Source organism: Bradyrhizobium sp. CB1717, assembly GCF_029714325.1.
GTDB lineage: Bacteria > Pseudomonadota > Alphaproteobacteria > Rhizobiales > Xanthobacteraceae > Bradyrhizobium.
Genome location: NZ_CP121666.1, coordinates 1,325,911 through 1,352,867, shown reverse-complemented (window position 1 = coordinate 1,352,867; position 26,957 = coordinate 1,325,911). Strand labels below are relative to the sequence as shown.

Sequence of the window (26,957 nt, the reverse complement as noted above, 5' to 3'; positions counted from 1 at the left end):
CATTGAACATCGTGGGCGAGACGAGATGACGCAGGCACAGCTCGCGCAGGGCACATCGCCCCTGCTCGCGGTTCGCGACGTCAGCGTCGTGTTCGGCGGCATCATCGCGCTCAACGGCGTGTCCTTCAACATGCACAAGGGCCAGATCCTCGGATTGATCGGCCCCAACGGCGCCGGCAAGACAACGCTCTTCAACTGCCTCTCGCGGCTGTATCAGCCGTCGTCCGGCGACATCCTGATGGAAGGCGTCAGCATCCTGTCGCGCCCGCCGCACCGGATCGCCGAGATCGGCATCGGCCGCACCTTCCAGAACGTGGCGCTGTTTCCGAACCTGTCGGTGATGGACAACGTCCGCGTCGGCGCGCATTCGAAGACCTCCAGCGACATCATCAGCGACTCCCTGAAACTGGCGTGGGTCCGGCGCAGCGAGAACGACGTCAACAAGAAGGTGCACGAGATCCTCGCCTATCTCGATCTCGAGGACGTCGCCCACACCACCGTCTCAGGCTTGCCCTTCGGCACGCAGAAGCGCGTCGAGCTGGCGCGCGCGCTGGCTGCCGATCCGAAGATCCTGCTGCTCGACGAGCCTGCCGGCGGCCTCAACCACGAGGAAGTCTATGTGCTCGGCGACCTCATCCGCAAAATCCGTGACGAACGCCACATGACGGTGCTGCTGGTCGAGCATCACATGGGCCTCGTGATGTCGATCGCCGACCACGTCGTCGCGCTGAATTTCGGCAAGAAGCTCGCGGAAGGCACGCCGGCCCAGGTGCAGGCGGACCCCGACGTCATCAAGGCCTATCTCGGGAGCAAGGACCAATGACGACGCTGCTCAACGTCAAGGACTTGCGCGCCTATTACGGCCAGGTCCAGGCGCTCCATGGCCTGTCCTTCTCGCTGAACGAGGGATCGCTGACGACGCTGCTCGGTGCCAACGGCGCCGGCAAGACCACGACGCTGCGCGCGATCTGCAACATGGTGCGCTCCACCGGCGCGATCGAGTTCGACGGCAAGCCGCTGAGCAACCGCTCGACCGAGAGCATCGTGCGGTTCGGCATCGCCCATGTGCCGCAGGGCCGCGGCACCTTCACCACCATGACGGTGGAGGAAAACCTTCAGCTCGGGGCCATCACCCGCAAGGACAGCGCCGGCATCGTCTCCGACATCGAGCGCATGTACGCGCATTTCCCGGTGCTGAAGCAGCGCCACACCCAGCAGGCCGGCACGCTCTCCGGCGGCGAGCAGCAGATGCTCGCGGTCGCCCGCGCCCTGATGCTGCGGCCGCGGCTGATGCTGCTGGACGAGCCCTCCTTCGGCCTCGCGCCGCTGGTGGTGCGCGACCTGTTCGGCATCCTCGGCAAGATCAACCGCGAGGACAAGGTGTCGATCCTGGTGGTCGAGCAGAACGCCCAGCTCGCGCTCGAGCTCGCCGACCAGGCCTATGTGATCGAGACCGGCCGCATCGTGATGTCGGGCAATGCCAAGGACATCGCGAACAACGAAGAAATCCGCAAATCCTATCTGGGTTACTGAGGGAGCCGGGACAATGGAGCTGTTCACCAACCAGGTCCTGGCCGGCATCGCCACGGGCGCGATCTACGCCTGCATGGCGCTCGCCGTGGTCATGATCTACCAGGCCATCGACCATCTCAACTTCGCGCAGGGCGAGATGGCGATGTTCTCGACCTTCATCTCGTGGCAGCTGATGCAGTGGGGCGTGTCCTATTGGGCCGCGTTCGTGATCACGCTGATCTTCTCCTTCATCGCCGGCATCGCGATCGAGCGCATCCTGTTCAAGCCGCTCGCCAAGGCGCCGGTGCTGACCAACGTCGCCGGCTTCATCGCGCTGTACGCTATCATCAACTCCTCGGCCGGCCTGCTCTGGGACTTCACCATCAAGCAGTATCCGACCCCGTTCGGCTCCGCGCCGTTCCTGGGCAGCCAGCTGATTTCGACCCATCAGGCCGGCATGATCGGAGTCACCATCCTGCTGCTGCTCGGCCTCTACTTCTTCTTCCAGTACACCCGGATCGGCCTCGCCATGCGCGCGGCCGCTTCGGTGCCTGAATCGGCGCGCCTCGTCGGCATCAACACGAGCTGGATGATCGCGCTGGGCTGGGGCATGGCGACCGCGATCGGTTCGATCGCCGGCATGCTGATCGCTCCCGTGGTGTTCCTCGAGCCCAACATGATGGGCGGCGTCCTGATCTACGGCTTTGCCGCCGCGGTGCTCGGCGGCCTCACCAGCCCGTTCGGCGCGGTGGTCGGCGGCTTCCTGGTCGGCATCTTCGAGAACCTCGCCGGCACCTACATCCCCGGCGTCGGCAACGAGCTGAAGCTTCCGATCGCGCTCGCGCTGATCATCTCCGTCCTGGTCGTCAAACCCGCTGGCCTGTTCGGCCGGCACATCGTCAAGCGAGTTTGATCATGAGCGCTGCAGAAGAAGTCGTTGCAGAAGGCCACCAGGCGGTCGAGGCCGTTCCGAAGCGGGCCATGACGCTGGGCACCGGCACATCGCTGGTGGTGCTCGCCGCGCTTTTGATCGTGCCCGTCTTCGTCAAGAACTTCATCATCTTCCAGATGACGATGCTGCTGATCTACGGGCTCGCGGTGCTGGCGCTGAACATCCTGACCGGCGGTTCGGGCCAGTTCTCGCTCGGCCAGAGCGCGTTCTACGCGGTCGGCGCCTACACTTCGGCAGTGCTGATGGAGCACGCCAACATCAACTACGCGCTCACCATTCCGGTTTCCGCCGTGGTCTGCTTCGGATTCGGTTACCTTTTCGGCAAACCGGCCCTGCGGCTGTCGGGCGTCTATCTCGCGCTCGCGACCTTCGCGCTCGCCACCGCGATGCCGCAGCTCCTGAAGCTGAACTTCCTCGAGCACTGGACCGGCGGCGTGCAGGGCCTCGTCGTCACCAAGCCCGACGCGCCGTTCGGCCTGCCGATGTCGCAGGACATGTGGCTGTACTATTTCACGCTCCTCGTGACGATCGCGATCTACATCTTCTCGGTGAACCTGCTGCGCTCCCGCTCGGGCCGCGCCTTCATGGCGATCCGCGACAACGAGATCGCGGCCTCCTCGATGGGTGTCAACGTCGCGCTCTACAAGACGCTGGCCTTCGGCGTGTCGGCGGCGATCACCGGCGTCGCCGGCTCGCTCGGCGCCATCGCGGTGCAGTTCGTGGCGCCCGACAGCTACACCATCACGCTCGCGATCTCGCTGTTCCTCGGCATGGTGGTCGGCGGCGTCGGCTGGCTGCCCGGCTCGTTCGTCGGTGCGGCCTTCATCATCTTCGTGCCGAACATGGCGGAGAGCATCTCCAAGGGTCTCTCCGGCGCCGTGTTCGGCGTGCTCCTGTTCCTCGTCATCTACCTCGTGCCGCATGGCGCAAGGCAGATCGCAATCCTGGGCCAGCAACTCGCTGGAAAGCTCAGAAAGAACTGAAATCCATTCATCGTACAAAGGAGACCCGAATTGTCTTTTGGAAGAACACTGCGAGCCGCCGCGCTGGTCACGGCAACGGCGGCCATCACTTTCAACTCCGGCGCGGCATTTGCCCAAAAGAAATACGACACCGGCGCTTCCGATACCGAGATCAAGATCGGCAACATCATGCCGTACAGCGGTCCGGCGTCGGCCTATGGCATCATCGGCAAGACCGAAGAAGCCTATTTCAAGATGATCAACGACAAGGGCGGCATCAACGGCCGCAAGGTCAACTTCGTCACCTATGACGACGCCTATTCGCCGCCGAAAGCAGTCGAGCAGGTCCGCAAGCTGGTCGAGAGCGACGAGGTGCTGGCCGTGTTCAATCCGCTCGGCACGCCCTCGAACACGGCGATCCAGAAATACCTGAACGCCAAGAAGATCCCGCAGCTGTTCGTCGCCACCGGCGCCACCAAGTGGAACGATCCGAAGAACTTCCCCTGGACCATGGGCTGGCAGCCCTCCTACCAGAGCGAAGCGCAGATCTACGCGAAATGGCTGATGAAGGAGAAGCCGAACGCCAAGGTCGCGATCCTCTACCAGAACGACGATTTCGGCAAAGATTACCTCAAGGGCACCAAGGACGGCCTCGGCGCCAAGGCCTCGTCCATGATCGTCATGGAAGAGAGCTATGAGGTGTCCGAGCCCTCGATCGACGGCCACATCGTCAAGATCAAGGCCGCCAATCCCGACGTGCTGCTGATCTACGCGACGCCGAAATTCGCGGCGCAGACCATCAAGAAGACCGCCGAGCTCACCTGGAAGCCGCTGCAGATCCTGACCAACGTCTCGATCTCGGTCGGGAGCGTGATGAAGCCGGCCGGCTTCGAGGCCTCGCAGGAGGTGCTGTCGGCGGCCTATGCCAAGGACTCCACGGATCCGCAGTGGAACAACGACCCCGGCATGAAGAAGTGGAACGAGTTCGTCGACAAGTACATGCCCGGCGCCGACAAGACCGACACCGGCATGGTCTACGGCTATGGCGCGGCTTCGACGCTGGCCAAGGTGCTGGAGATGTGCGGTGACGATCTCACCCGCGCCAACCTGATGAAGCAGGCGGCGAGCCTGAAGGATTTTGCCCCGGACACCCTGCTGCCCGGCGTCAAGATCAACACCAGCGCCACCGACTTCGCCCCGATCTCGCAGCTGCAGATGCAGCGCTTCAAGGGTGAGAAGTGGGAACTGTTCGGCGAGATCATCAGCGGCGACGTCGCCTCCGAGTGACACGCTGACGTCATAGTCCTGGCATCATAGTCCGGACATCGATAGGCCCCCGCGAGCGATCGCGGGGGCTTTTTGTTGACGCCGGGCGTCAATCTTGTTCAATGCTGCCGATCCAGCCCGGGGTAGGAGAACAATGACTGCCGTTCGTTTTCAAGTTGTGGCCGTCTCGGCCGCCCTTGCATTGTGCACCGCGATGACGAGCCCGGTGCTGGCGCAGAAGAAATACGACAGCGGCGCTTCCGATACCGAAATCAAGATCGGCAACATCATGCCCTATAGCGGGCCGGCCTCCGCCTATGCCGCGATCGGCAGGACCGAGGAAGCTTATTTCAACAAGATCAATGCCGAGGGCGGCATCAACGGCCGCAAGATCAAGTTCATCTCCTACGACGACGGCTATTCGCCGCCGAAGACGGTGGAGCAGGCGCGCAAGCTGGTCGAGAGCGACGGGGTGCTGCTGATCTTCGGCTCGCTCGGCACCTCCACCAATGCCGCGATCCGCAAATACATGAACGAGAAGAAGGTGCCGCAATTGTTCGTGGCGAGCGGCGCGTCGAAATGGAACGATCCGAAGCAATATCCCTGGACCATGGGCTGGCAGCCGAGCTACGCGAGCGAGGCGCGGATCTACGCCAAGTACATCATGAAGGAGAAGCCGGACGCGAAAATCGCCCTGCTCTACCAGAACGACGATTTCGGCAAGGACTATCTGAAGGGACTGAAGGAAGGCCTCGGTCCGAAGGCCTCGATGATCGTGCTGGAAGACAGCTACGACACCTCGGAGCCCGCGATCGACGAGCACGTCGTGAAATTGAAGGCCTCGGGCGCCGACGTCTTCATCAGCATCACCACGCCGAAATTCGCCGCACAGGCGATCAAGAAGGCGGCCGAGATCAACTGGCATCCGATGCACATCATCTCCAACGTTTCGGCCTCGGTCGGCGGCGTGCTGGAGCCGGCGGGCCTCGAGGTCTCGCAAGGCATCCTGTCGGCCACCTACACCAAGGACGGCTCGGACCCGCAGTGGAATGCCGACGACGGCATGAAGAAGTTCTACAATTTCCTGGCGCAGTACGCGCCCAAGGCCAACAAGCTCGATGCCGGCGTGGTGTTCGGCTATGCCGCAGCCCAGACCATGGTGAAGGTGCTGCAGATGTGCGGCGACGATCTCACCCGCGAGAACGTCATGAGGCAGGCCGCCAGCATCCGGGATTTCGCGCCCGACACGCTGCTGCCCGACATCAAGATCAACACCGCACCCGACAATTTCGCCCCGATCGAGCAGCTGCAGATGATGCGATTCAAGGGCAAGAAATGGGAGCTGTTCGGCGACGTCATCTCGAGCGAGGTGAACCACTGAGCCTCCTCAACCCGAGATCGATCGAATAGGGCAAGTTCGTAGGGTGGGCAAAGCGAAGCGTGCCCACCATCTCTATCCAACCCCGACAGATCGTGGGCACGGCGCGAAGAGCGCGCCTTTGCCCACCCTACGAAACCGAAGATTGTTTGCTGTATATTCGTCAATCAGAGGGAGCGACGCCTTCTCGCACCCGCACACACGGGCGCACACCCACCCCTTGACTACTAAAGGAGCAGCCCCTGCGACGCCGTCGCGGGGGCTTTCTGTTGAAGGCCCCAGGCAAATCGTATTGAATTACGGCCGCGTCGCCAAAAACAATCAAGTCAAGAAAAGGGATGCACACACACCAAGAAAATTAGGGAGATAGGAATGCCCGCTGTCACCGGCAAACTTGCGGCCGCGTCACTGGCGCTTGCGCTCATTGCGGCCTCGGCCTCCACTGCATCGGCCCAGAAGAAATACGATACCGGCGCGACCGATACCGAGATCAAGGTCGGCAACATCATGCCCTACAGCGGACCGGCCTCCGCCTACGGCATCATCGGGCGGACCGAAGCCGCCTATTTCAAGAAGATCAACGAAGAAGGCGGCATCAACGGCCGCAAGATCAACTTCATCTCCTATGACGACGCCTATTCGCCGCCGAAGACGGTGGAGCAGGCGCGCAAGCTGGTCGAGAGCGACGAGGTGCTGTTCATCTTCAACTCGCTCGGCACGCCGCCGAACTCGGCGATCCAGAAATACATGAACTCGAAGAAGGTGCCGCAGCTGTTCGTCGCCACCGGCGCCACCAAGTGGAACGATCCGCAGAACTTCCCGTGGACGATGGGCTGGCAGCCCAACTACCAGAGCGAGACGCAGATCTATGCGAAGTGGCTGCTCAAGAACAAGCCGGACGCCAAGATCGCCGTGCTCTACCAGAACGACGATTACGGCAAGGACTATCTGAAGGGCCTGAAGGACGGCCTGGGAGCCAAGGCCGCCTCGATGATCGTCATCGAGGAGAGCTACGAGACCTCCGAGCCGACCATCGACAGCCACATCGTCAAGATGAAGTCGACCGGCGCCGACGTCTTCATGAACATCACCACGCCGAAATTCGCGGCACAGGCGATCAAGAAGAACGCAGAGATCGGCTGGAAGCCGCTGCACTTCCTCAACAACGTCTCCGCCAACGTCGGCAGCGTGATGAAGCCCGCCGGCTTCGAGAACGGCCAGGACATCATCTCCGCCGATTATCTCAAGGACGCTGCGGATCCGGCGTGGACGAACGACCCCGGCATGAAGGAGTTCCTGGCGTTCATGAACAAGTACTTCCCCGAGGGCGACAAGCTCGATAAGGGCACCATCGTCGGCTACGGCGTCGCGCAGACCCTCGTCCAGGTCCTCAAGCAGTGCGGCGACAATCTCACGCGCGAGAACGTCATCAAGCAGGCCGCCAACCTGAAGAACTTCCGCACCGAGGTGCTGCTGCCGGGCGTACAGATCAACACCTCCCCGACCGACTTTGCGCCGATCAGCCAGCTCCAGCTCGAGAAGTTCAAGGGCGAAAAATGGGAGCTGTTCGGCGACGTGATCAGCGCCGACGTCGGCGGCTAGAAGACTGAAATACACGACGACGAAAAACCCCCTGCGCTGATCGCGCAGGGGGTTTTTGCTTGCCCGCCGATTATGATCACGCGATTGCACAATCGAATGATGGTAAAGCCCGCTTACGCTTTCGCGGCCAATGCGGTAGGCATGTGACCGACACATTTGCCGCCAGCCTCTTCTGTCCGCCTAAGGCCTTTCGTCATGACCGACCGACGTCCCCTGCTCCGCGCGCTCTACGACGCCGCCGTTGCCGCCGCCCATCCAAATACGATTCTGGCGCCGCACTTGCGCCCCGCGCCCAAAGGACGCGTGATCTGCCTCGCCGCCGGCAAGGGTGCCGGCGCGATGGCCGCGGCGGCGGAACGGCACTATCTCGACACGTTAAAACTTGCGCCGGAGCGGCTGGTCGGCATCGCCACCACGCGCCATGGCTATGGCGTGCCGACGCGCCGCATCCGCGTGGTCGAGGCCGGTCATCCCGTGCCCGACGAGGCCGGCCTGAAGGGCGCGGCCGACACGCTGGCGCTCGCCGGCGAGGCTGGCCCTGACGATCTGCTGCTGGTGCTGCTCACCGGCGGCGGCTCGGCGAACTGGATCGCGCCGGTGGACGGCATCAGCTTTGCGCAGAAGCAGGCGGTCAACAAGGCGCTGCTGCGTTCGGGCGCGCCGATCGGCGAGATGAATGTCGTCCGGAAACACCTGTCGCGGATCAAGGGCGGGCGGCTCGCGCGGGCCGGCAGAAACGCGGCCGAGATCGTCACGCTCGCGATCTCCGACGTGCCGCATGACGACCCCTCCGCGATCGCCTCCGGCCCCACCGTGCCCGATCCGACCACGCTCGCCGACGCGCGCGCGATCGTGGCAAAGTACAGGCTCGACATCGACGATGCCGTGCGCCGCGCGCTCGACGATCCCGCCAATGAAAGCTGCAAGCCCGGCGATGCCGCCTTCGCGCGCGCGTCGTTCGAATTGATCGCGCGGCCCAAGCAATCGCTGGACGCCGCGGTGAAGCTTGCGAAGGAGGCCGGCTACGAGACCATCGATCTCGGCGCCGATCTCGAGGGCGAGGCGCGCGAGGTCGCGGCCAATCACGCGAAGCTCGCGCTTCAGGCCCGCGCGCAAGGCAAGCGCATCGCGATCCTCTCCGGCGGCGAGCTCACGGTGACCGTGCGCGGCAACGGGCGCGGCGGTCCCAACCAGGAATACGCGCTGGCACTCGCCGAGCTGCTCAAGGACACGCCGAACATTTCGGCGCTCGCCGGCGATACCGACGGCGCCGATGGCGGCGCCGGCCACCCGACCGACCCCGCCGGGGCGCTGATCGACGCGGCGACGTTTGCGAAGATGAAGGCGCAAGGGCTGCAGCCGCAGACCTATCTCGACAACAACGACGCGACGACGTTCTTCGAGGCGACGGGGGATCTGCTGCAGCCCGGCCCGACGCTGACGAACGTGAATGATATTCGCGTCATCCTGGTCGATTGAGAGGGCGCCCCACGCTCCGCTGCGTTCCCTCCCCCCTTGCGGGGAGGGAGCGCAGGGTGTCCCGCGGCTAGAGCCCAGCAGTTCAGAGACACGCGATTTCAGCTTCGCCGCCCGACAGCGGAGCCTCAAAACTCGTTCGCGATCTTCGAGAGCATCCCGATCAGGGCTTCGCGGTTGGCCTGGCCGAGCAGATCGTTCAGCCGCGCCTCGTGCTTGGTGGCGACGAGCTTCTTGGCCCGCGCCAGCACCGCCTTGCCCTTGTCGGTCAAGACCAGGATGTGCGAGCGGCGGTCGTTGGTGGAGCGGATCCGCGCGCAAAGGTCGCGGCTCTCGAGATTGTCGAGCATGGCCACGAAGTTCGGCCTGAGGATGCCGAGCGTGGAGGCGATCTCGGTCTGGTTACGGCCGGGGTTCTTCTCGACCAGCAGCAGCACCGAGAACTGCGCCGGCGTCAGCTGGAGCGAGGCCATGCAGCGCAAAAAGTTCTCGAACACCTTGAGCTGTGCCCGCTTCAGGACATAGCCGAGCTGCTCGGAAAGCTCGCCGAGCTGGAGGGCTTCCGTCTGCGGCTCGCCCGCGTCCTTGCGGCCCTTGGCCGCGTCGGCCGGCTTTTCGGAAGACTTTTCAGCGGTTTTGGAAACGGTCATCGCCTCGTGCTCGTAATCCCGCTAAATTCGGGACGGGTCGCTCCCCACCCTTGATGTTATATTTGATAATTGTTATGGACCATATCAAATATCGTCAGCGTATTTCAATGGCTGTGTGGGGACCATCCACCGCAATTGCGGAGGCCGGTCCCCAATCTTGAGGGGGAGCGTCCGGTCTTGAACACCACCATCATGCTGTTCCTGGTGCAGGACGGCATCACCAATGGCGCAATCTACGCGCTGCTCGGCCTGGCGCTGGTGCTGGTGTTCGCCGTCACCCGCGTCATCCTCATTCCCCAGGGCGAATTCGTCACCTATGGCGCGCTGACCTACGCCTCGCTGGCCGCGGGCCAGATGCCGGGCACGGCCAAGCTCGCGCTCGCGCTGGGCATCGGCGCCTTCGCCTTCGACCTGTTCGTGGCGCGCAAGGCGCTGCATGGGCGGCTGGTCGTCCGCAGCTTCATCACCAACATCGTGCTGCCTTCCATCGTGCTGGCGCTGACCATCTACTTCGCCGCGCAGAAGCCGCCGGTGGCGGTCTGCATCGCGCTGTCGCTGGTGATCGTGGCGATGATCGGCCTCTATCTCTACCGCATCGCCTTCCAGCCGCTGGCGCACACCTCCGTGCTGGTGCTGCTGATCGCATCCGTCGGCGTGCACCTCGCACTGCAGGGCCTCGGCCTGCTGTTCTTCGGCGCCGAGGGCCAGCGCGGGCCTGCCGTGCTGTCCGGCGCCTTCACCGCCGGCGCGCTGCGCTTCACCGGCCAGAGCATCACCGTCTACGCCATCACCATCGCCTTCATCGTCGGCCTCTGGCTGTTCTTCGGCCTGACGCTCTACGGCAAGGCGCTGCGCGCAACCGCCGTGAACCGGCTCGGCGCGCGGCTGGCGGGCATCCGCACCACGCTGTCGGGGCAGATCGCCTTCCTGCTCGCCTCGGTCATCGGCGCGCTGTCGGGCATCATGATCGTGCCGATCACGACGCTCTATTATGACTCGGGTTTCCTGATCGGCCTGAAAGGCTTCGTCGCCGCCATCATCGGCGGACTCGTCAGCTATCCCCTCACCGCCGTCGCGGCGCTGGTCGTCGGCATCGTCGAGGCGTTCTCGTCCTTCTATGCCTCCAACTACAAGGAAGTGATCGTCTTCATGCTGCTGATCCCCGTGCTGCTGCTGCGCTCGCTCGCAGCGCCCGCGGTCGAAGAAGAGAAGGACTGAGGCTAAGATGCAGAGCCGGCTTCCCATCCTCGTCTTCGCACTTGTCATGGCGGCGATCCCGTTCGTCCCGGGCATGCCGCCGTTCTGGATCGTGCTGCTCGACAATATCGGCCTTGCGGCCCTGGTCGCGATGGGCCTCGTGCTGCTGACCGGCGTCGGCGGCCTCACCTCATTCGGGCAGGCGGCCTTCGTCGGCTTCGGCGCCTACACGACCGCGGTGCTGTCGACGTCCTACGGACTGTCGCCCTGGCTGACGCTGCCGCTGTCGCTCATCGTCAGCGGATCGCTGGCGGTGCTGCTCGGGCTGATCACTGTCCGCCTCTCCGGCCACTATCTGCCGCTCGGCACGCTCGCCTGGGGGCTCGGGCTGTTCTACCTCTTCAGCAAGCTGGAATTCCTAGGGAGAAACGACGGCATCTCGGCGATCCCGCCGCTGTCGATCGGCACGTTCAAGATGCTCTCGCCCGGCTCGATCTATTACGCGATCTGGGTCGCCGTGATCCTCTCGGCCTGGCTCACAATGAACCTGCTGGACTCCCGCACCGGCCGCGCCATCCGCGCGCTCCGACGCGGCCATGTCGCCGCCGAGGCGTTCGGCGTGCACACGCCGCGGGCCAAGCTATTGGTGTTCATCCACGCCGCAGTGCTGGCCGGCCTTTCGGGGTGGCTCTACGCCCATCTTCAGCGCGCGGTGAACCCGACGCCGTTCGGCGCGCAGGCCGGCATCGAATATCTCTTCATCGCGGTGGTCGGCGGCGCCGGCTACGTCTGGGGCGGCGTGCTGGGCGCGGCGATCGTCGTGGTGCTGAAGGAGGTGCTGCAAAGCTATCTGCCGCTGATCCTGCCCGGCTCCGGCCAGGTCGAGACCATCGTGTTCGGCATCATGCTGGTGGCGCTGCTGCAGCTCGCCCCCGGCGGCCTGTGGCCCTGGCTGATCTCGTTCCTGCCCGAGCGCACCAGCGGCAAGAAGCCGGATACCTCGCTGAAGCTGGAGCAGCGCACCCGCGCGCCCGCCGAGGCCGGCGTCCTGCTCCAGGTCGAAAAGGCGCGAAAACAATTCGGCGGCGTGGTCGCGGTCAACAACGTCTCCTTCGACGTCCAGGCCAAGGAGATCGTCGCGCTGATCGGACCGAACGGCGCCGGCAAGAGCACCACCTTCAACCTGATCACCGGCGTGCTGTCGGCGACCTCGGGCTCGATCTCGGTGCTCGGCAGGAAGGTCGACAAGGCGCCGCCGCAGGAGATCGTCAAGCTCGGCATCAGCAGGACCTTCCAGCACGTCAAGCTGGTCCCCGACATGACCGTGCTGGAGAATGTCGCGATCGGCGCGCATCTGCGCGGCCATTCCGGCCCGATCGCCTCGATGCTGCGGCTCGACCGCGCCGACGAGGCAAAACTGCTTGCGGAAGCCGCGCGCCAGATCGAGCGCGTCGGCCTCGCCGAGCAGATGCACCAGCTCGCCGGCTCGCTCTCGCTGGGCCAGCAGCGCATCGTCGAGATCGCCCGCGCGCTGTGCGTCGATCCGATGCTGCTGCTGCTCGACGAGCCGGCCGCGGGCCTGCGCCACATGGAGAAGCAGCGCCTCGCCGCGCTCTTGCGCGAGCTGCGCGACGGCGGCATGAGCGTGCTCTTGGTCGAGCACGACATGGGCTTTGTGATGAACCTCGCCGACCGCATCGTGGTGCTCGATTTCGGCACCAAGATCGCGGAGGGCACGCCCGCCACGATCAAGACCAATCCCGAAGTGATCAAGGCCTATCTCGGAGTGGCGGCATGAGCGCGCTGTTGTCCGTCACCGACGCCCATGTCGCCTATGGCAAGGTCGAGGCCGTCCGCTCGGTCTCGCTCGAGGTCGGCGCCAATGAGATCGTCACCATCGTCGGCGCCAACGGTGCCGGCAAGACCACGCTGCTCTCGGCGATCATGGGCATTCTGCCGCTGAAAGGGCGCGTCGCCTTCGCCGGGCAGGATCTCGCCCGGCTCGACATCGAGGATCGCGTCGCGATGGGGCTCGGCCTCGTGCCGGAGCACCGCGAATTGTTCGTGACCATGAATGTCGAGGACAATCTCGAGCTCGGGGCCTTCCGCATCGAGCGGAGCCGCGCGAAATCCTCGATCGAGCGGGTCTATACGCTGTTTCCACGGCTCAAGGAGCGCCGCAAGCAGCTCGCCGGTACGCTGTCCGGCGGCGAGCAGCAGATGCTCGCCATGGGCCGCGCGCTGATGGGCGAGCCGAAGCTCCTGATGCTGGACGAGCCGAGCCTTGGCCTTGCCCCGATCATCGTCGCCGACATCTTCCGCATCGTGACCGAGCTCCGCACCAGCGGCGTCTCCGTGCTGCTGGTCGAGCAGAACGCGCAGGCCGCGCTGAAGATCGCGGACCAGGCCTATGTGATGGAGCTCGGCGAGTTCGTGCTCAGCGGCAAGGCCAGCGACATCGCGGCGAACGAGCGGGTGGCTGCGAGCTATCTCGGCTTCCAGCACGAAGGCGCGAGTGTGCTGTGACTCTTACCCTCCCCTGGAGGGGGAGGGTCGTTTCGCATGGAGCGAAGCGAAATGCGAAGCGGGGTGGGGGTGACGGTCTCTCATCGTCGTAAACTGCCCGTGTTGAGAGATCACCCCACCCCGCTCGCGCTTCGCGCGATCGACCCTCCCCCTCCAGGGGGGGTAAACGAGCGGCGCGTTACGATGCTCGCGCCCCCTTCAACGCCGCGATCTCCGCCTCCAGCTCCGCGATGCGCTGATCCCTCGCCGCCAGCGCGGCCGCGACATCCGGCGCATCGAACTTCTGCGGGATGTGCTGCGGGCAGTTGGTGTCCCAGGCCGCGATCTTGAAGAGGATGACCTGCTCCGGCCGCGCGCGGTAACCCTTCGGCATCAGCGACGTCGTCAGCGCCTCGTCGTCCTCGACCACACGTGCCTCGCCCCAGATCTTCACCCTCCGGCGATGGGCATAGTCCATTACGAAGATATAGGCCTTGGGGTTCTCGGACAGGTTTCCCTGCGTGATGTATTGCCGGTTGCCGGCATAGTCGGTGAAGGCGAGCGTCTGCTTGTCCAGCACCTTCAAGAACCCCTTCGGGCCGCCGCGGTGCTGGATGTAGGGCTGCCCATCGGCCGAGGCCGTGGCAAAGTAGAAGCTGTTGGCGTCAGCCAGGAATGCCGCGAGGTTCTCGTCGACCTCGGTGCGCCATCCCCGCTGCTTGGCATGGGCATAACCCTCGCGCGATCCCTTTCGGGTCTGAATCGATTTCACAGCCGGCGAGAAGGCGACGTCGCTGGCATAGGTGTGTACGGCAGTCATCGGAACATCTCCTGAAATTCCGGCGCATTGCTGCGTCTTCGCCCCCAAAATGGACCTTCCTGCGTTTAAAACAATCGACCGCCTTGACACTTGATCATTGCGATATATGCAATAATGGCCATGGACCGCCTCGAAGCCATGCACGTCTTCGTCACCGTCGCCGATCTGCGCGGCTTTGCGCCGGCGGCGCGAAAACTGCGGCTGTCGCCTTCGGCGGTGACGCGGCTGATCGCGGCGCTGGAGGAGCATCTCGGCGCCCGGCTGCTGCAGCGGACCACGCGGCAGGTGACGCTGACCGACGTCGGCACCCGCTATCTGGAGCGCGCGCGGCGCATCCTCGCCGATGTCGAGGAGGCCGACGGCTCGGCGCGGCAGGAGCGCAACCGGCCGAGCGGGCGGCTGGTGGTGTCGGCACCGGTCGGCTTCGGCCGGCTGCATGTCGGGCCGGTCATGACCGCCTATCTCAAGCGCCATCCCGACGTCGCCGCCGAGCTCAGGCTGTCGGACCACTTCGTCAATCTCGTGGAAGACGCCGTCGACGCCGCGGTGCGGATCGGCCACCTCGCCGATTCCTCGCTGGTGGCGCGCCAGGTCGGCGAGATGCGTCGGATCGTGGTGGCCGCGCCCGGCTATTTGAAGCGTCATGGCGAGCCGAAGATGCCGGAGGCGCTCGCCGCGCACCAGACCATCCAGTTCGGCCCGTCGGCCAGCTGGCACTTCGTGCAGGACGGCCGCGACATCGAGGTGACGCCGATCCCGCGCTTCACCAGCAACAGCGCCGACGCCGCCCTGCAATATGCCGAGGCCGGCGGCGGCGTGACGCGGGTGCTGGCCTATCAGGCCGCCGAGGGACTGAAGCGCGGGCGCTTGAAAATCGTGCTGGCGAAATACGAGCAGCCGGCGCTACCGATCCACATCGTCTACCCGACCTCTCGCCTGCTCTCGGCCAAGGTGCGCGCGTTCATCGATCTCGTGGTGGAGACGGCGGAGTGGCGGTTCGGGTGATGGTCTCGTGTCCCGGACGCGCCGCGCAGCGCTGCGTCCGGGGCACGACAGCGCAGTGTGCCGCACCGCCATCTCCACATCGTCATTGCGAGCGCAGCGAAGCAATCCAGAATCTGTCCGCAGTGGCAGTCTGGATTGCTTCGCTGCGCTCGCAATGACGGAGCAAGGGGCGACATCGCGGCCCACCGCACGAGAGTCACCCCTTCTTCGGCACCACCCTGAACGTTCCGCTGGCCCGCGCGATCACGACGTCGTCGGCCTTGATCAGGCACTGTGCGAAGCAGATCGTCTTGCCGGTCTTGATCACGTCGCTCTCGATCGAGGACCACTGGCCGATCTCGGCAGAGCCGACGAAATCGACCGAGAGCGAGACCGTCACGAACGACGTGGTCCAGCCGGTCGCCTGCGCGCAGCTGTAGCCCATGGCGTTGTCGGCGAGCGCGGTGATGAGGCCGCCATGGATCAGGCCACGGCCGTTGGTGTGTGGCTTCGCCAGCCGCAGGCCGATGATGACGGCCTTGTCGGTCTTCTTCGCGTAGAGCGGCTCCCAGGGCTCGGTGAGAGGGCTCTTGCGGAAGAGCGGCTCGAAGCCGTCAGGGATGTCGGTGGACGTCATGGCTGTCTCGCGTGTGTGTGGCTGCCGCCATTGAACGCGATGTGGATGACAGTTTCACCGCCTACAAAGTTTTAAACGGGATTTGCGGGGGTGTTTGAAACAGCCTCCGCTGTCATTGCAAGGAGCTCTTGTGACGGAGCAATCCAGACTGCGTCCGCGTAAACAGTCTGGATTGCTTCGCTTCGCTCGCAATGACGATGTGGAAAGAGCACGAAGTGCCGTAGGTTGGGCAAAGCGAAGCGTGCCCACGAGCTTTCGCGATTATGGGAAGATGGTGGGCACGGCGCTTTGCGCCTTTGCCCACCCTACGGCACCGACGGTGCGGCTCTAAAACGGCAGCCCCACGTAATTCTCCGACAGCGACGTCATCGCGGCCTGGGACTGCGTGACGTAGTCGAGCTCGGCGAGCTGGATGCGGGCGCCGATGGAGCCGGTGTCGGGAAATTTGTGCAGCATCGAGGTCATCCACCAGGAGAAGCGCACGGCTTTCCAGACGCGGGCCAGCGCCTTCGCGGAATAGGCGTCGATGCCGGCGCTGGACTTCTCGTCGTAGAATTCGCGGAGCGCGCTCGACAAATAATGAGCGTCGCTGGCGGCAAGGTTCAGGCCCTTGGCGCCGGTCGGCGGCACGATGTGGGCGGCGTCGCCGCACAGGAACATCTTGCCGAAGCGCATCGGCTCGGCGACGAAGCTGCGCAAGGGAGCGATGCTCTTCTCGATCGACGGTCCGGTGACGAGGCTGTCGGCCGCCTCCTGGTCGAGCCGCCGCTTCAATTCGTCCCAGAAGCGATCATCGCTCCACTGGTCGACATGGTCGTCGAGCGAGCACTGCACATAGTAGCGGCTGCGCCTCATCGAGCGCATGGTGCAGAGCGCAAAGCCGCGGGCGTGATTGGAGTAGATCAGCTCGTGACTGACCGGCGGCGTCTCGGAGAGGATACCGAGCCAGCCGAACGGATAGACCCGCTCGAACTCCTCGATCGCCGAGGCCGGGACGCTGGCGCGGCTGACGCCGTGGAAGCCGTCGCAGCCGGCGATGAAATCGCAATCGAGCGTGTGGGTGACGCCGTCCTTCACATAGGTTACGCGCGGGTGACTGCCGTCGAAATCGTGCGGCTGCACGTCCTTGGCCTCGTAAACGGACACTAGTCCTGCGGCCTTGCGCGCATTCATCAGGTCGAGCGTGACCTCGGTCTGGCCGTAGATCATCACCGTCTTGCCGGTCGCACTCTTCATGTCAATGCGGTGGCGGCGGCCGGAAAAGGCAAGCTCGATGCCTTCATGCACCAGGCCTTCGGCATGCGCCCGCGTGCCGGCGCCGACCTGGTCGAGCAGCGCGACGGTTCCCTCCTCCAGGAGGCCGGCGCGGATGCGGCCGAGCACATAGTCCGGGCTCTGGCGCTCCAGGATGAAATTGTCGATGCCGGATCGATGCAGCAGTTGCCCAAGCAACAATCCGGCCGGCCCGGCCCCGATGATTGCGACTTTTGTCCGCAATACTTGCTCCTCCCGATTCTGTAAGGTGCGGCGCGGCCGCGCTTGTCGCGCCGATCCGCGGACGATAATTATATCATATAATTGTTGGGCAAAAGGGAGAGCGCGTCGCGCTGACTGCGACAAATCCATGCAACATGGCTGACGTAGATGTCGCGTCAGTTCCGGCTTGAACGTGCCGGCCGATTATATAACATGTTAAATAATGAGCCCGGGCCAACGAAGCCCGGCTTTGAAAAGAGGGAGAAACGCGTGATGAGAAAAGCCTGTCTGGCTTTGCTGCTGGCAGCAAGCGTGAGCCCTGCGCTGGCGCAGGACAAGACCTTCGACCTGAAGGTCTCGCACTGGGTGCCGGCGTCGCACCCGCTGCAGAAATCCCTGGAAGACTGGGTGGCCGCAGTGAACAAGGATTCCGGCGGCACCATCACGGGCAAAGTGTTTCCAGCCCAGCAGCTCGGCAAGGCATTCGATCATTACGACATGGCGCGCGACGGCATCGCCGACGTCACCTATGTCAATCCCGGCTACCAGCCCGGCCGCTTCCCGATCATCGGCGCCGGCGAATTGCCGTTCCTGATTTCCGACGCCAAGGGCGGCTCGATGGGGCTCGATGCCTGGTACCGCAAATATGCCGAGAAGGAGATGAAGGACGTCAAATACTGCCTCGCCTTCGTCCACTCGCCCTCCTCCTTCCATTCCAAGACCAAGAAGATCGCGGTGCCCGAGGACGTGAAGGGCCTCAAGATCCGTCCCGCCCACGCCACCATGGCGAACTTCGTGACCTCGCTCGGCGGCACCAATGTGCAGTCTTCCGCGCCGGAAGTGCGCGACATCATCGAGCGCGGCGTCGCGGACGGTGTCACCTTCCCCTGGGGCTCCCTGGTGCTGTTCGGCATCGACAAGGTGACCAAGTACGACATGGAGGCGCCGCTCTACACCACGACCTTCGTGTTCGTGATCAACAAGGACAAATACAACGCGATGTCCGACAAGCAGAAGGCCGCGATCGACAAGAACTGCACGGTCGAGATGGCGGGCGCGGTCGGCGAGCACTGGGGCAAGTTCGAGGATGCCGGCATCGACAAGATCAAGGCGGAATCCGGCCACGAGGTCTACAAGCTGACGCCCGAGCAGATCGCCGCCTGGAAGAAGGCGGCCGAGCCGCTGGTCAAGACCTGGGGTGATGGTGCCAAGAAGGCCGGTGCCGATCCGGATGCGGCGCTTAGCGAGCTGAAGGCGTCGCTGAAGAAGTACAACGCGCTGGCGGAGTAGCGCCCAGCTGCGGCCGCGCGCTCGCTGCACCTCTCCCGCAAGCGGGAGAGGTCGGCGCGAAGCGTCGGGTGAGGGCTCTCTCGTCTGGGGGAGTCTTCGTTGTTGAGACACCCTCTCCCCGGCCCTCCCCCGCAAGCGGGGGGGAGCGTAGCTCCATCGCGGGCGCACCTCGAACTCGTCGGAAGGATTCTTTCTCCATGAAGCGCGCCTGGATGGATCGCTTTATCGACACGATCGAATGGATCGCGGCCGGCTTCGTCGGCATCGTTGCGCTCGACATCTTCCTGTCGGTGCTGTTGCGCAACACGCTGAACTACTCGATCCCCGACTCTTTCGACATCGGCCGCATGCTGCTCGGCATCCTCATCTTCTGGGGCATCGCGGCGACCTCCTACCGCGGCACCCACATCACGGTCGACCTCGTCTGGGGCAATGTCAGCCCGCGCTACCAGCGCTGGATCGACGTGTTCGCGACGCTGGTGCTGCTGTTCGTCGTCACCGTGCAGACCTGGACGCTGTTCGACAAGGTGCGCGGCACCTACAACGACAACGTCCTCACCTTCGACATGCATATGCCGACCTGGCCCTTCTTCGCGGTCGCGTGGATCGGCGATGGCGCGGCCGTGCTGCTGATCGCGATCCGCACTTACCGATTGATCTTCCATCCCGAGGAAATGCACGACCCCAAGCTGAAGGCGACGGAGTAACCATGAGCACCGATGCCGTCGCCGTTATCGGCTTCGTTTCCCTTTTCGTCCTGATGCTGCTGCGCGTGCCCGTCGGCATGGCCATGGGCCTCGTCGGGGTGTCCGGCTTCGCCTATCTCGTCAACGGGACGGCGGCGCTGAAGCTGGTCGGCCAGACCTCGATGCGCACGGTCACCGACTACACCTTCGGCGTCATCCCGATGTTTCTGCTGATGGGCTCCTTCGTCAGTAATTCCGGCATGAGCCGCGAGTTGTTCCGCGCCGCCAACGGCTTCGTCGGACATCTGCGCGGCGGGCTCGGCATCGCTACCGTCGGCGCCTGCGGCGGCTTTGCCGCGATCTGCGGCTCGTCGGTCGCGACCGCCGCGACCTTCTCCGCCGTCGCTTACCCGGAGATGCGCCGCTTCGGCTATCCGCAATCGTTCGCCACCGGCGTAATCGCGGCCGGCGGCACGCTCGGCGCAATGCTGCCGCCCTCCACCGTGCTCGCGGTCTACGGCATCATCACCGAGCAGGACATCGGAAAACTCTTCATTGCCGGCATCATCCCGGGCCTGCTGGCGATGACCATGTACATGATCACGATCTTTCTGATCGGATATTTCCGCCCCGACTTCCTGCCCAAGGGCAAGGTGCTGCCATGGCGCGAGCGCTTTGCGGGCCTGAAGGACATCTGGGCGCCGGTGCTGCTGTTCGTGTTCGTGATCGGCGGCCTCTACGGCCTGCCGTTCCTGCCGCGTTTCACGCCGACCGAGGCCGGTGGCGTCGGCGCCACCGGCGCGTTCATCATCGGCATGGTCACCGGACGGCTCGACCGCGAGAAGGTGCTGGCCTCGCTGCTGCAGGCGACGCGCACCGCAGCGGCCGTGTTCACCGTGCTGATTGGCGCCTTGATCTTCGGCTATTTCCTCACGGTGACGCAGACGCCGCAGAAGGTGACGGAGTTCCTCACCGGTCTCGGCCTCGGGCCCTACGGCGTGCTGGCCCTGATCATGGTGATGTATCTCGTGCTCGGCTGCCTGATGGACGCCATGGCGATGATCATCCTGACCGTGCCGATTATCTTCCCCGTGATCATGCATCTCGGCTTCGACCCGATCTGGTTCGGCGTCATCATCGTCATGACCGTCGAGCTCGGCCTGATCCACCCGCCGGTCGGCATGAACGTCTTCGTCATAAAAAGCGTGGTGAAGGACGTCTCGTTCTCCACCATCTTCAAGGGCGTGATCCCGTTCGTTGCGACGGACCTCGTGCGCCTGGTGATTTTGATTGCGTTCCCGCTGCTGGCGACCTGGCTGCCGACGCGGATGATGGCGCATTAGATGTGCGTGATAGAGCGGCGAGCTGTCTTCCCCTCTCCCCTTGTGGGAGAGGGTGGCTCGCCGCGATAGCGGCGAGACGGGTGAGGGGTCTCGCTCCACACGCAAGCCCGCAGTTGAATGCGCGGAGACAACCCCTCATCCGGCGCTTCGCGCCACCTTCTCCCACAAGGGGAGAAGGGAAGGTGGGGCGTCGCTAGCGCGATAGATTGGAGACAAGCGATGACCACACCGGCGCTCGAAACCAAATATGTCTTCACCATCACCGCAAAGATTGGCGAGGTCATCACCGCCGGCGAAACCGGCATCGGCGTGCGCCGTATCATCCCGATCATCGGCGGCGAGGTGACGGGCGCGATCACCGGAAAAGTGCTGCCGTTCGGCGCCGACTTCCAGACCATCCGTCCCAACGAGCTGATCGACTTAGAGGCCAAGTACGCCTTCGAGACCGACGACGGCGCCGTCGTCTATATCGAGAACAAGGGCATGCGCTTCGGGCCCGTCGAGCTGTTGCAAAAGCTCAAGCGCGGCGAACCGGTCGATCCGAAGCTGATCTATTTCCGCACCGTGCCGAAGTTCGAGACGGGGCACCAGAAGTACCGCTGGCTGATGCAGCACATTTTTGTCGGCTCAGCCGCGCGCCACGCGGACCGCGTGGTGATCGACGTGCATCAGGTGATGTGAGGGGCGGGCGGCCTTTCAACACGCTCAGATGTCGTCCCGGGACCCATACCGCGGATTCCATCGATTGCGGACGGTCGGAATACCGAACGACGTATCTTCGCCAAATTTCTCCCTGGGGGTATGGGTCCCGGCCCCCGTGCGCAATTGCGCACTAGGCCGGGACGACGCCCAATTTGGAGGACGGCTTTTGCCCTCCTGACCAGCCCCCTCCTTGACTCCCTCAAAATTCGTTATACAACATAACTATTCTGACAAGGACGCAAATGACACAGGGAAACGCCGATACCGCTGACGCGGGTACCTCCGGGCTGCTCCGGATCGAGCGGGCGGACCGGGTTCTGACCGTGGGTCTGAACCGGCCGGCCAAGCGCAATGCGCTCAATGACGGCATCATCCTGGAAATCGGCGAGTGTTTTGCCTCCCTGCCCGAGGACATCGGCGCGGTCGTCATCCACGGCATCGGCGACCATTTCTCCAGTGGCCTCGACCTCTCCGAATTGACCGAGCACGACGCCACCGGCGGCCTTCTGCATTCCCAGATGTGGCACCGGGTGTTCGACCGCATCCAGTACAGCCGCGTGCCCGTGATCGCGGCGCTCAGGGGCGCGGTGATCGGCGGCGGGCTGGAGCTTGCCTGCGCGGCGCATATCCGCGTCGCCGAGCCCTCGACCTATTTCGCCCTGCCGGAAGGACAGCGCGGCATCTTCGTCGGCGGCGGCGGCTCGGTGCGGCTGCCGCGGCTGATCGGCGTTGCCAGGATGATGGACATGATGCTGACGGGCCGCGTCTACAGCGCGACCGAAGGCGCCTCCTACGGCTTTGCGCAATATCTGACGGAGGCCGGCAACGGGCTCGGCAAGGCGCTGGAGCTCGCGACCAAGATCGCCTCCAACGCGCCGCTGACGAATTTCGCCGTGCTGCAGGCGCTGCCGATGATCGCGGAAGCCAACCCCCAAACGGGTCTCTTGATGGAATCGCTGATGGCCACCGTCGCGCAGAGCGATAAGGAGGCAAAGCGCAGGATCCGCGAATTCCTCGAGCACAAGACCGCGAAGGTGAAACCCAAATCATGAGCGCGCAGCCGTCCTCTTCCAGCATGGAGCGCGGCGCGAGCAATTCTCCGCTGCGGCCCATTTCGTTCGGCGATCCCGCCGTCAACATCGAGCGGCGCGACGACGGCACGATCTATCTGCGGCCGAAGCAGCCGCTCGGCGACTATCCGGTCCGCATCACCGACCGCCTGCATCATTGGGCGACGACGACGCCGGACCGCGTCTTCATGGCCGAACGCGAAGGCGGCCGCGGCTGGCGCAGGATCACCTATGCCGAGCTGCTCACCGCGAGCCGGCATATTGCATCGAGCCTGATCGCGCGCGGCCTGTCCGCGGAGCGGCCGGTCGTGATCCTCTCCGGCAATTCGATCGACCATGCGCTGCTGGCGTTCGGCGCGTTCTATGCCGGCGTTCCGTTCTGCCCGGTGTCGCCGGCCTATTCGCTGGTGTCGAAGGATTACGGCAAGCTGTCTTACCTGATGAAGCTGCTGACGCCCGGCCTCGTCTTCGCCGAGGACGCCGGCAAGTTCGCGGACGCGCTCGCCGCCAACGTCTCGCTCGGCACCGAGATCGCGGCATCCTACGGCACCGTGCCGGGCCGCGACGTCACCCTGCTCGCAGATCTCATGGCGACACCGATCCGCGGCGATCTCGACGCGGTGCATGGCAGGATCGGCCCCGACACGATCGCAAAGTTCCTGCTGACGTCAGGCTCGACCGGCAATCCCAAGGCCGTCATCAACACCCAGCGCATGATCTGCGCCAACCAGGTGATGCTGCGCGAGACGCTCGCCTTCCTCAAGGACGAGCCGCCCGTCATCATCGACTGGCTGCCGTGGAATCACACCTTTGGCGGCAACCACAATATCGGCCTGACGCTCTACAATGGCGGCTCGATGTATCTGGACGCCGGCAAGCCGGTGCCCGGCGGCATCGAGGAGACCGTGCGCAATCTCCAGGAGATTTCGCCGACGGTCTATTTCAACGTGCCCAAGGGCTATGAATCGCTGCTGCCTTATTTGCGCGACGACCAGGGCCTGCGCGCGAAGTTCTTCGACCGGCTGCATGCGATGTTCTTCTCGGGCGCGGCGCTGTCGCCGTTCGTCTGGAACAGCCTCGACGAACTCGCGGTGAAGGAGAAGGGCTATCGCGTGCCGATGCTGACCGGCCTTGGCGCCACCGAGACGGCGCCGTTCTTCATGTCGGTCAATCCGCGCACCAGCCGCTCCGGCCATGTCGGCCTGCCCGTCTCCGGCAACGACGCCAAGCTGGTGCCGAACAACGGCAAGCTGGAGGTCCGCGCCAAGGGGCCGAACGTGATGCCCGGCTACTGGCGCCAAGCGGACATCACCGCAAAATCCTTCGACGAGGAAGGATTTTACAAGATGGGCGATGCGCTCAAGCCCGCCGATCCCGATGATTTCAACGCCGGCTTCGATTTCGACGGCCGCGTCAGCGAGGACTTCAAGCTCGCCAGCGGCACCTGGGTCAGCGTCGGTCCCCTGCGCGCGCGCCTCACCGCCGCCTGCGCGCCGCTGGTGCGCGACGTCGTCATCGCCGGCATCAACCGTGACGAGGTCTCCGCGCTGGTCGTGCTCGACCTCGACGGCTGCCGCCTGATCAATCCGACGCTGCCGGCGGACGATCTCGTCGTCGCGACGCGCGACCGGCTGGTGCGCGAGGCCTTTCGCGAGCGCCTGACGCGCTTCCTCAGCCAAGCCACGGGATCCTCGACCCGGATCACGCGCGCGATCCTGATGGATACGCCGCTGTCGATCGACAAGGGCGAGGTCACGGACAAGGGCTCGATCAACCAGCGCGCCGTGCTGGAACATCGCACCGCAATGATCGACGAGCTCTATGCTGCCAATCCGTCGGACCGTGTGATATCGGTCGGATAAGAAACCATCGCCAAAGGAGAACGCCATGTTGTTGAAGGATCAGGCAGCCATCGTCACCGGCGGCGCATCAGGACTTGGCGCTGCCACAGCGCGAAAGCTGGCGGCGCAGGGCGCCAGGGTCGCGGTCTGCGATCTCAACGCCAAGCTCGCTGAAACCGTTGCCGCCGAGATCAAGGGCGTCGCCGTGACCTGCGACGTCTCCGACGCCGCTTCCGCTGAAGCTGCGGTCGCGCAGGCCAACAAGGCCCATGGCCCGGCGCGCGTGCTGGTCAATTGCGCCGGCATCGGCGTTGCAAAACGCGTCGTCGGCCGCGACGGTCCGATGGCGCTCGCCGACTTCGACAAGGTGATCAAGGTCAATCTGATCGGCACCTTCAACATGCTGCGCCTTGCCGCGACCGAGATGTCCAAGCTGGAGCCGCAGGCGACCGGCGAGCGTGGCGTCATCATCAACACGGCGTCCGTCGCCGCCTATGACGGCCAGATCGGCCAGTCGGCCTATTCGGCGTCCAAGGGCGGCATCGTCGGCATGACGCTGCCGATCGCGCGCGAGCTCGCGCAGTTCGGCGTCCGCGTGCTGACGATTGCGCCGGGCCTGTTCCTGACGCCGCTGCTTGCGAACCTGCCGCAGGAAGCCCAGGATTCGCTCGCCGCCGCGATCCCCTTCCCGCGCCGGCTCGGCCAGGCCGACGAGTTCGCCGCACTCGCGCTGCACATGGTCGAGAATGCGTATCTGAACGGCGAAGTGGTGCGCCTCGACGGCTCGCTGCGCATGGCGCCCAAGTAACTTCGTAAGCAAGGCGCGACACATGTTCGTGAACCGGCGCGAGGTCCAGATTCAGTGGGGCGATTGCGACCCCGCCAACATCGTCTATTACCCGCGCTATTTCGCGATGTTCGACGATTCGACCTCGACCCTGTTCGAGGTCGCCGGCTTCTCCAAGCAGGACCTGGTCCGCAAATACGGCCTGGTGGGCATCCCCATGGTCGACACGCGGGCCAAGTTCTACATCCCCTCGACCTATGGCGACTGGATCACCATCGAAACCAAGATCGAGAGCATCAAGCGCTCGAGCTTCGAGGTGAAGCACAACGTCTACAAGGGCGAGGCGCTGGCGATCGAGGGGTTCGAGACCCGCGTCCTGGTCGGCCGCGATCCTGCCAACCCCGACAAGCTGAAATCGGCACCGTTTCCGGCGGAAATGATCGCCAAATTCACGGGAAGCTAAATCGCCGCATCACCAAAAGACGGGGCTGAATTCACGTTCGATTTCTGCTTTCAAAGAAAACACGTCAAGGGAGGAATAGATGAAACGCTTTTACCTGACCGCCGCCATTGCCGCGGCGACGCTCGCTCTGCCGGCGCTGCCCGCACTGGCCCAGACCAGCGAAATCACCATCGGCATCACCACCACCACGACGGGCCCGGGTGCAGCCCTCGGCATTCCCGAGCGCAACGCGCTGGAATTCGTGCCGAAGGAGATCGGCGGCGTGCCGCTGAAGGTGATCGTGCTCGACGACGGCGGCGATCCCACCACGGCAACCACCAACGCCCGCCGCTTCGTGACTGAATCCAAGGCCGACATCATCATGGGCTCGGCGCTGACGCCACCGACGATTGCAGTCTCCAACGTCGCCAACGAAGCCGGTATCCCGCACTTTGGCCTGGCCCCCTTCCCGATCACGCCCGAGCGCATGAAGTGGTCGGTGGCGATGCCGCAGCCGATCCCGATCGTCGGCAAGGTGCTGTACGATCACATGAAGTCGAAGGGCATCAAGACCCTCGGCTATATCGGCTATTCCGACTCCTACGGTGACCTCTGGTTCAACGATTTGAAGGCACAGGCCGTGCCGATGGGCATGACCATCGTTGATGAAGAGCGATTCGCCCGTCCGGATACGTCGGTGACCGGCCAGGTGCTCAAGCTCGTCGCCGCCAATCCCGACGCGATCCTGGTCGGCGCCTCCGGCACCGCAGCCGCGCTGCCGCAGACCGAGCTGCGCGAACGCGGCTATCAGGGCCTGATCTACCAGACCCACGGCGCCGCCAGCATGGACTTCATCCGCATCGCCGGTAAGGCCGCAGAAGGCGTGCTGATGGCTTCGGGCCCCGTCATGGACCCCGAGGACCAGCCGGACGAAGCCGCCACCAAGAAGCCGGGCCTCGCGCTCAACACGGCCTATGAAGCCAAGTATGGCCCGAACAGCCGCAGCCAGTTCGCCGGTCATTCCTACGATGCCTTCGAGATCCTCAAGCGCATCATCCCGACCGCGCTGAAGACCGCGAAACCCGGCACGCCGGAATTCCGCGAAGCCATCCGCCAGGCGCTGCTCTCGGAGAAGGAGCTGGCGGCGAGCCAGGGCGTCTACAACTTCACCGAAAAGGACCGCTACGGCCTCGACGAGCGCTCGCGCATCCTGCTCACCGTGAAGAACGGCAAGTACACGCTGGTGAAGTAAGCCGCAGCGAGAGTTTTGGACGACGAGAGCCGGCCCGATGGGCCGGCTCTTTTCGTTTTTTGCTTTGAGAACAGCGAGCACATTGAATTCGGCCAACTGCAGCGCTCTCTCCGTTCCCTCCCCCCTT

General features: G+C 64.3%; 25 protein-coding genes. 21 read left to right on the top strand and 4 right to left on the bottom strand.

Annotated elements, in window-relative coordinates:
* Positions 1 to 25: 25 nt before the first annotated feature.
* From QA649_RS06380 to QA649_RS06345, 8 genes are all read left to right on the top strand, one after another.
* Positions 26 to 823 carry an ABC transporter ATP-binding protein gene (locus QA649_RS06380; protein ID WP_018646805.1) on the top strand — a complete coding sequence of 266 codons (798 nt, stop codon included), beginning with the start codon at positions 26 to 28 and terminating at the stop codon, positions 821 to 823.
* Entirely contained in the window at positions 820 to 1,533 is a 714-nt protein-coding gene (locus tag QA649_RS06375; RefSeq protein WP_283023440.1) for an ABC transporter ATP-binding protein, read from the top strand. The genes QA649_RS06380 and QA649_RS06375 overlap by 4 nt, the downstream gene beginning before the upstream one ends.
* Positions 1,534 to 1,546: 13 nt before the next feature.
* Positions 1,547 to 2,425 (top strand): branched-chain amino acid ABC transporter permease, encoded by an 879-nt coding sequence (locus QA649_RS06370; protein WP_283023439.1) that lies wholly within the window; start codon positions 1,547 to 1,549, stop codon positions 2,423 to 2,425.
* 2 nt (positions 2,426 to 2,427) lie between these two features.
* Positions 2,428 to 3,447 carry a branched-chain amino acid ABC transporter permease gene (locus QA649_RS06365; protein ID WP_283023438.1) on the top strand — a complete coding sequence of 340 codons (1,020 nt, stop codon included), beginning with the start codon at positions 2,428 to 2,430 and terminating at the stop codon, positions 3,445 to 3,447.
* Positions 3,448 to 3,477: 30 nt separating this feature from the next.
* Positions 3,478 to 4,713, top strand: a complete 1,236-nt coding sequence (locus QA649_RS06360; protein ID WP_018646801.1) for an ABC transporter substrate-binding protein — start codon at positions 3,478 to 3,480, stop codon at positions 4,711 to 4,713.
* Between the two features lie 133 nt (positions 4,714 to 4,846).
* On the top strand, positions 4,847 to 6,073 hold the full coding sequence (locus tag QA649_RS06355; RefSeq protein ID WP_283023437.1) for an ABC transporter substrate-binding protein: 1,227 nt from the start codon (positions 4,847 to 4,849) through the stop codon (positions 6,071 to 6,073).
* 369 nt (positions 6,074 to 6,442) lie between these two features.
* A complete protein-coding gene (locus tag QA649_RS06350; RefSeq protein ID WP_283023436.1) occupies positions 6,443 to 7,672 on the top strand; it encodes an ABC transporter substrate-binding protein in 1,230 nt (409 codons plus the stop codon).
* Positions 7,673 to 7,867: 195 nt separating this feature from the next.
* A complete protein-coding gene (locus QA649_RS06345; protein ID WP_283023435.1) occupies positions 7,868 to 9,151 on the top strand; it encodes a glycerate kinase in 1,284 nt (427 codons plus the stop codon).
* A 125-nt stretch (positions 9,152 to 9,276) separates the two neighbouring features.
* On the opposite strand, the gene QA649_RS06340 is transcribed toward QA649_RS06345, so the two are convergent.
* Positions 9,277 to 9,798 carry a MarR family transcriptional regulator gene (locus QA649_RS06340; protein ID WP_018643295.1) on the bottom strand — a complete coding sequence of 174 codons (522 nt, stop codon included), beginning with the start codon at positions 9,796 to 9,798 and terminating at the stop codon, positions 9,277 to 9,279.
* 177 nt (positions 9,799 to 9,975) lie between these two features.
* Here QA649_RS06340 and QA649_RS06335 point away from each other — a divergent pair, with 177 nt between their 5' ends.
* Genes QA649_RS06335 through QA649_RS06325 form a run of 3 tightly spaced genes read left to right on the top strand, consistent with a single transcriptional unit; the run spans position 9,976 to position 13,521 of the window.
* Positions 9,976 to 11,016: a branched-chain amino acid ABC transporter permease gene (locus QA649_RS06335; protein WP_283023434.1), complete on the top strand. Its 1,041-nt coding sequence runs from the start codon at positions 9,976 to 9,978 to the stop codon at positions 11,014 to 11,016.
* 7 nt (positions 11,017 to 11,023) lie between these two features.
* A complete protein-coding gene (locus QA649_RS06330) occupies positions 11,024 to 12,793 on the top strand; it encodes a branched-chain amino acid ABC transporter ATP-binding protein/permease (RefSeq protein ID WP_283023433.1) in 1,770 nt (589 codons plus the stop codon).
* Positions 12,790 to 13,521, top strand: coding sequence for an ABC transporter ATP-binding protein (locus QA649_RS06325; RefSeq protein WP_283023432.1), 732 nt, complete (start codon positions 12,790 to 12,792; stop codon positions 13,519 to 13,521). Before QA649_RS06330 ends, QA649_RS06325 begins: the two co-directional genes overlap by 4 nt.
* Positions 13,522 to 13,699: 178 nt before the next feature.
* On the opposite strand, the gene QA649_RS06320 is transcribed toward QA649_RS06325, so the two are convergent.
* Positions 13,700 to 14,320, bottom strand: a complete 621-nt coding sequence (locus QA649_RS06320; protein WP_283023431.1) for a pyridoxamine 5'-phosphate oxidase family protein — start codon at positions 14,318 to 14,320, stop codon at positions 13,700 to 13,702.
* 120 nt (positions 14,321 to 14,440) lie between these two features.
* Here QA649_RS06320 and QA649_RS06315 point away from each other — a divergent pair, with 120 nt between their 5' ends.
* Positions 14,441 to 15,325, top strand: coding sequence for a LysR family transcriptional regulator (locus tag QA649_RS06315; protein ID WP_283023430.1), 885 nt, complete (start codon positions 14,441 to 14,443; stop codon positions 15,323 to 15,325).
* Positions 15,326 to 15,521: 196 nt separating this feature from the next.
* Here the strand turns inward: QA649_RS06315 and QA649_RS06310 are convergent, their stop codons facing one another.
* Both QA649_RS06310 and pobA read right to left on the bottom strand, forming a co-directional pair.
* Positions 15,522 to 15,941: a PaaI family thioesterase gene (locus QA649_RS06310; RefSeq protein WP_283023429.1), complete on the bottom strand. Its 420-nt coding sequence runs from the start codon at positions 15,939 to 15,941 to the stop codon at positions 15,522 to 15,524.
* Between the two features lie 327 nt (positions 15,942 to 16,268).
* Positions 16,269 to 17,438, bottom strand: coding sequence for a 4-hydroxybenzoate 3-monooxygenase (gene pobA / locus QA649_RS06305; RefSeq protein ID WP_283023428.1), 1,170 nt, complete (start codon positions 17,436 to 17,438; stop codon positions 16,269 to 16,271).
* Between the two features lie 252 nt (positions 17,439 to 17,690).
* Here pobA and QA649_RS06300 point away from each other — a divergent pair, with 252 nt between their 5' ends.
* The 9 genes from QA649_RS06300 (at position 17,691) to QA649_RS06260 (ending at position 26,830) form a co-directional block, all read left to right on the top strand.
* Positions 17,691 to 18,707 (top strand): TRAP transporter substrate-binding protein, encoded by a 1,017-nt coding sequence (locus tag QA649_RS06300; RefSeq protein WP_283023427.1) that lies wholly within the window; start codon positions 17,691 to 17,693, stop codon positions 18,705 to 18,707.
* A 197-nt stretch (positions 18,708 to 18,904) separates the two neighbouring features.
* Positions 18,905 to 19,414 (top strand): TRAP transporter small permease, encoded by a 510-nt coding sequence (locus tag QA649_RS06295; RefSeq protein ID WP_283023426.1) that lies wholly within the window; start codon positions 18,905 to 18,907, stop codon positions 19,412 to 19,414.
* Between the two features lie 2 nt (positions 19,415 to 19,416).
* Positions 19,417 to 20,736 carry a TRAP transporter permease gene (locus QA649_RS06290; protein ID WP_283023425.1) on the top strand — a complete coding sequence of 440 codons (1,320 nt, stop codon included), beginning with the start codon at positions 19,417 to 19,419 and terminating at the stop codon, positions 20,734 to 20,736.
* Positions 20,737 to 20,955: 219 nt separating this feature from the next.
* Positions 20,956 to 21,417: a DUF3237 domain-containing protein gene (locus QA649_RS06285; protein ID WP_283023424.1), complete on the top strand. Its 462-nt coding sequence runs from the start codon at positions 20,956 to 20,958 to the stop codon at positions 21,415 to 21,417.
* Positions 21,418 to 21,680: 263 nt separating this feature from the next.
* Positions 21,681 to 22,490: a crotonase/enoyl-CoA hydratase family protein gene (locus QA649_RS06280; RefSeq protein WP_018643307.1), complete on the top strand. Its 810-nt coding sequence runs from the start codon at positions 21,681 to 21,683 to the stop codon at positions 22,488 to 22,490.
* Positions 22,487 to 24,370 carry a feruloyl-CoA synthase gene (locus QA649_RS06275; RefSeq protein ID WP_283023423.1) on the top strand — a complete coding sequence of 628 codons (1,884 nt, stop codon included), beginning with the start codon at positions 22,487 to 22,489 and terminating at the stop codon, positions 24,368 to 24,370. The genes QA649_RS06280 and QA649_RS06275 overlap by 4 nt, the downstream gene beginning before the upstream one ends.
* Positions 24,371 to 24,395: 25 nt before the next feature.
* On the top strand, positions 24,396 to 25,157 hold the full coding sequence (locus tag QA649_RS06270; RefSeq protein WP_283023422.1) for an SDR family NAD(P)-dependent oxidoreductase: 762 nt from the start codon (positions 24,396 to 24,398) through the stop codon (positions 25,155 to 25,157).
* A 22-nt stretch (positions 25,158 to 25,179) separates the two neighbouring features.
* Positions 25,180 to 25,599 carry a thioesterase family protein gene (locus tag QA649_RS06265; protein ID WP_283023421.1) on the top strand — a complete coding sequence of 140 codons (420 nt, stop codon included), beginning with the start codon at positions 25,180 to 25,182 and terminating at the stop codon, positions 25,597 to 25,599.
* A gap of 79 nt (positions 25,600 to 25,678) precedes the next feature.
* The gene (locus QA649_RS06260) at positions 25,679 to 26,830 is read left to right on the top strand and encodes an ABC transporter substrate-binding protein (protein ID WP_211405420.1); all 1,152 of its coding nucleotides are present in this window, start codon (positions 25,679 to 25,681) and stop codon (positions 26,828 to 26,830) included.
* Positions 26,831 to 26,957: the final 127 nt, after the last annotated feature.

What these genes read in the sequence shown, in the direction of transcription:
- QA649_RS06290 (WP_283023425.1), top strand. Translation starts at nt 19,417, where the DNA reads ATGAGCACCGATGCCGTCGCCGTTATCGGCTTCGTTTCCCTTTTCGTC.
- QA649_RS06270 (WP_283023422.1), top strand. Translation starts at nt 24,396, where the DNA reads ATGTTGTTGAAGGATCAGGCAGCCATCGTCACCGGCGGCGCATCAGGA.
- QA649_RS06330 (WP_283023433.1), top strand. Translation starts at nt 11,024, where the DNA reads ATGCAGAGCCGGCTTCCCATCCTCGTCTTCGCACTTGTCATGGCGGCG.
- QA649_RS06345 (WP_283023435.1), top strand. Translation starts at nt 7,868, where the DNA reads ATGACCGACCGACGTCCCCTGCTCCGCGCGCTCTACGACGCCGCCGTT.
- QA649_RS06365 (WP_283023438.1), top strand. Translation starts at nt 2,428, where the DNA reads ATGAGCGCTGCAGAAGAAGTCGTTGCAGAAGGCCACCAGGCGGTCGAG.
- QA649_RS06355 (WP_283023437.1), top strand. Translation starts at nt 4,847, where the DNA reads ATGACTGCCGTTCGTTTTCAAGTTGTGGCCGTCTCGGCCGCCCTTGCA.
- QA649_RS06380 (WP_018646805.1), top strand. Translation starts at nt 26, where the DNA reads ATGACGCAGGCACAGCTCGCGCAGGGCACATCGCCCCTGCTCGCGGTT.
- QA649_RS06320 (WP_283023431.1), bottom strand. Translation starts at nt 14,320, where the DNA reads ATGACTGCCGTACACACCTATGCCAGCGACGTCGCCTTCTCGCCGGCT.
- QA649_RS06295 (WP_283023426.1), top strand. Translation starts at nt 18,905, where the DNA reads ATGAAGCGCGCCTGGATGGATCGCTTTATCGACACGATCGAATGGATC.
- QA649_RS06350 (WP_283023436.1), top strand. Translation starts at nt 6,443, where the DNA reads ATGCCCGCTGTCACCGGCAAACTTGCGGCCGCGTCACTGGCGCTTGCG.
- QA649_RS06375 (WP_283023440.1), top strand. Translation starts at nt 820, where the DNA reads ATGACGACGCTGCTCAACGTCAAGGACTTGCGCGCCTATTACGGCCAG.
- QA649_RS06260 (WP_211405420.1), top strand. Translation starts at nt 25,679, where the DNA reads ATGAAACGCTTTTACCTGACCGCCGCCATTGCCGCGGCGACGCTCGCT.
- QA649_RS06370 (WP_283023439.1), top strand. Translation starts at nt 1,547, where the DNA reads ATGGAGCTGTTCACCAACCAGGTCCTGGCCGGCATCGCCACGGGCGCG.
- QA649_RS06280 (WP_018643307.1), top strand. Translation starts at nt 21,681, where the DNA reads ATGACACAGGGAAACGCCGATACCGCTGACGCGGGTACCTCCGGGCTG.
- QA649_RS06325 (WP_283023432.1), top strand. Translation starts at nt 12,790, where the DNA reads ATGAGCGCGCTGTTGTCCGTCACCGACGCCCATGTCGCCTATGGCAAG.
- QA649_RS06300 (WP_283023427.1), top strand. Translation starts at nt 17,691, where the DNA reads ATGAGAAAAGCCTGTCTGGCTTTGCTGCTGGCAGCAAGCGTGAGCCCT.
- QA649_RS06265 (WP_283023421.1), top strand. Translation starts at nt 25,180, where the DNA reads ATGTTCGTGAACCGGCGCGAGGTCCAGATTCAGTGGGGCGATTGCGAC.
- QA649_RS06310 (WP_283023429.1), bottom strand. Translation starts at nt 15,941, where the DNA reads ATGACGTCCACCGACATCCCTGACGGCTTCGAGCCGCTCTTCCGCAAG.
- QA649_RS06315 (WP_283023430.1), top strand. Translation starts at nt 14,441, where the DNA reads ATGGACCGCCTCGAAGCCATGCACGTCTTCGTCACCGTCGCCGATCTG.
- QA649_RS06285 (WP_283023424.1), top strand. Translation starts at nt 20,956, where the DNA reads ATGACCACACCGGCGCTCGAAACCAAATATGTCTTCACCATCACCGCA.
- QA649_RS06340 (WP_018643295.1), bottom strand. Translation starts at nt 9,798, where the DNA reads ATGACCGTTTCCAAAACCGCTGAAAAGTCTTCCGAAAAGCCGGCCGAC.
- QA649_RS06275 (WP_283023423.1), top strand. Translation starts at nt 22,487, where the DNA reads ATGAGCGCGCAGCCGTCCTCTTCCAGCATGGAGCGCGGCGCGAGCAAT.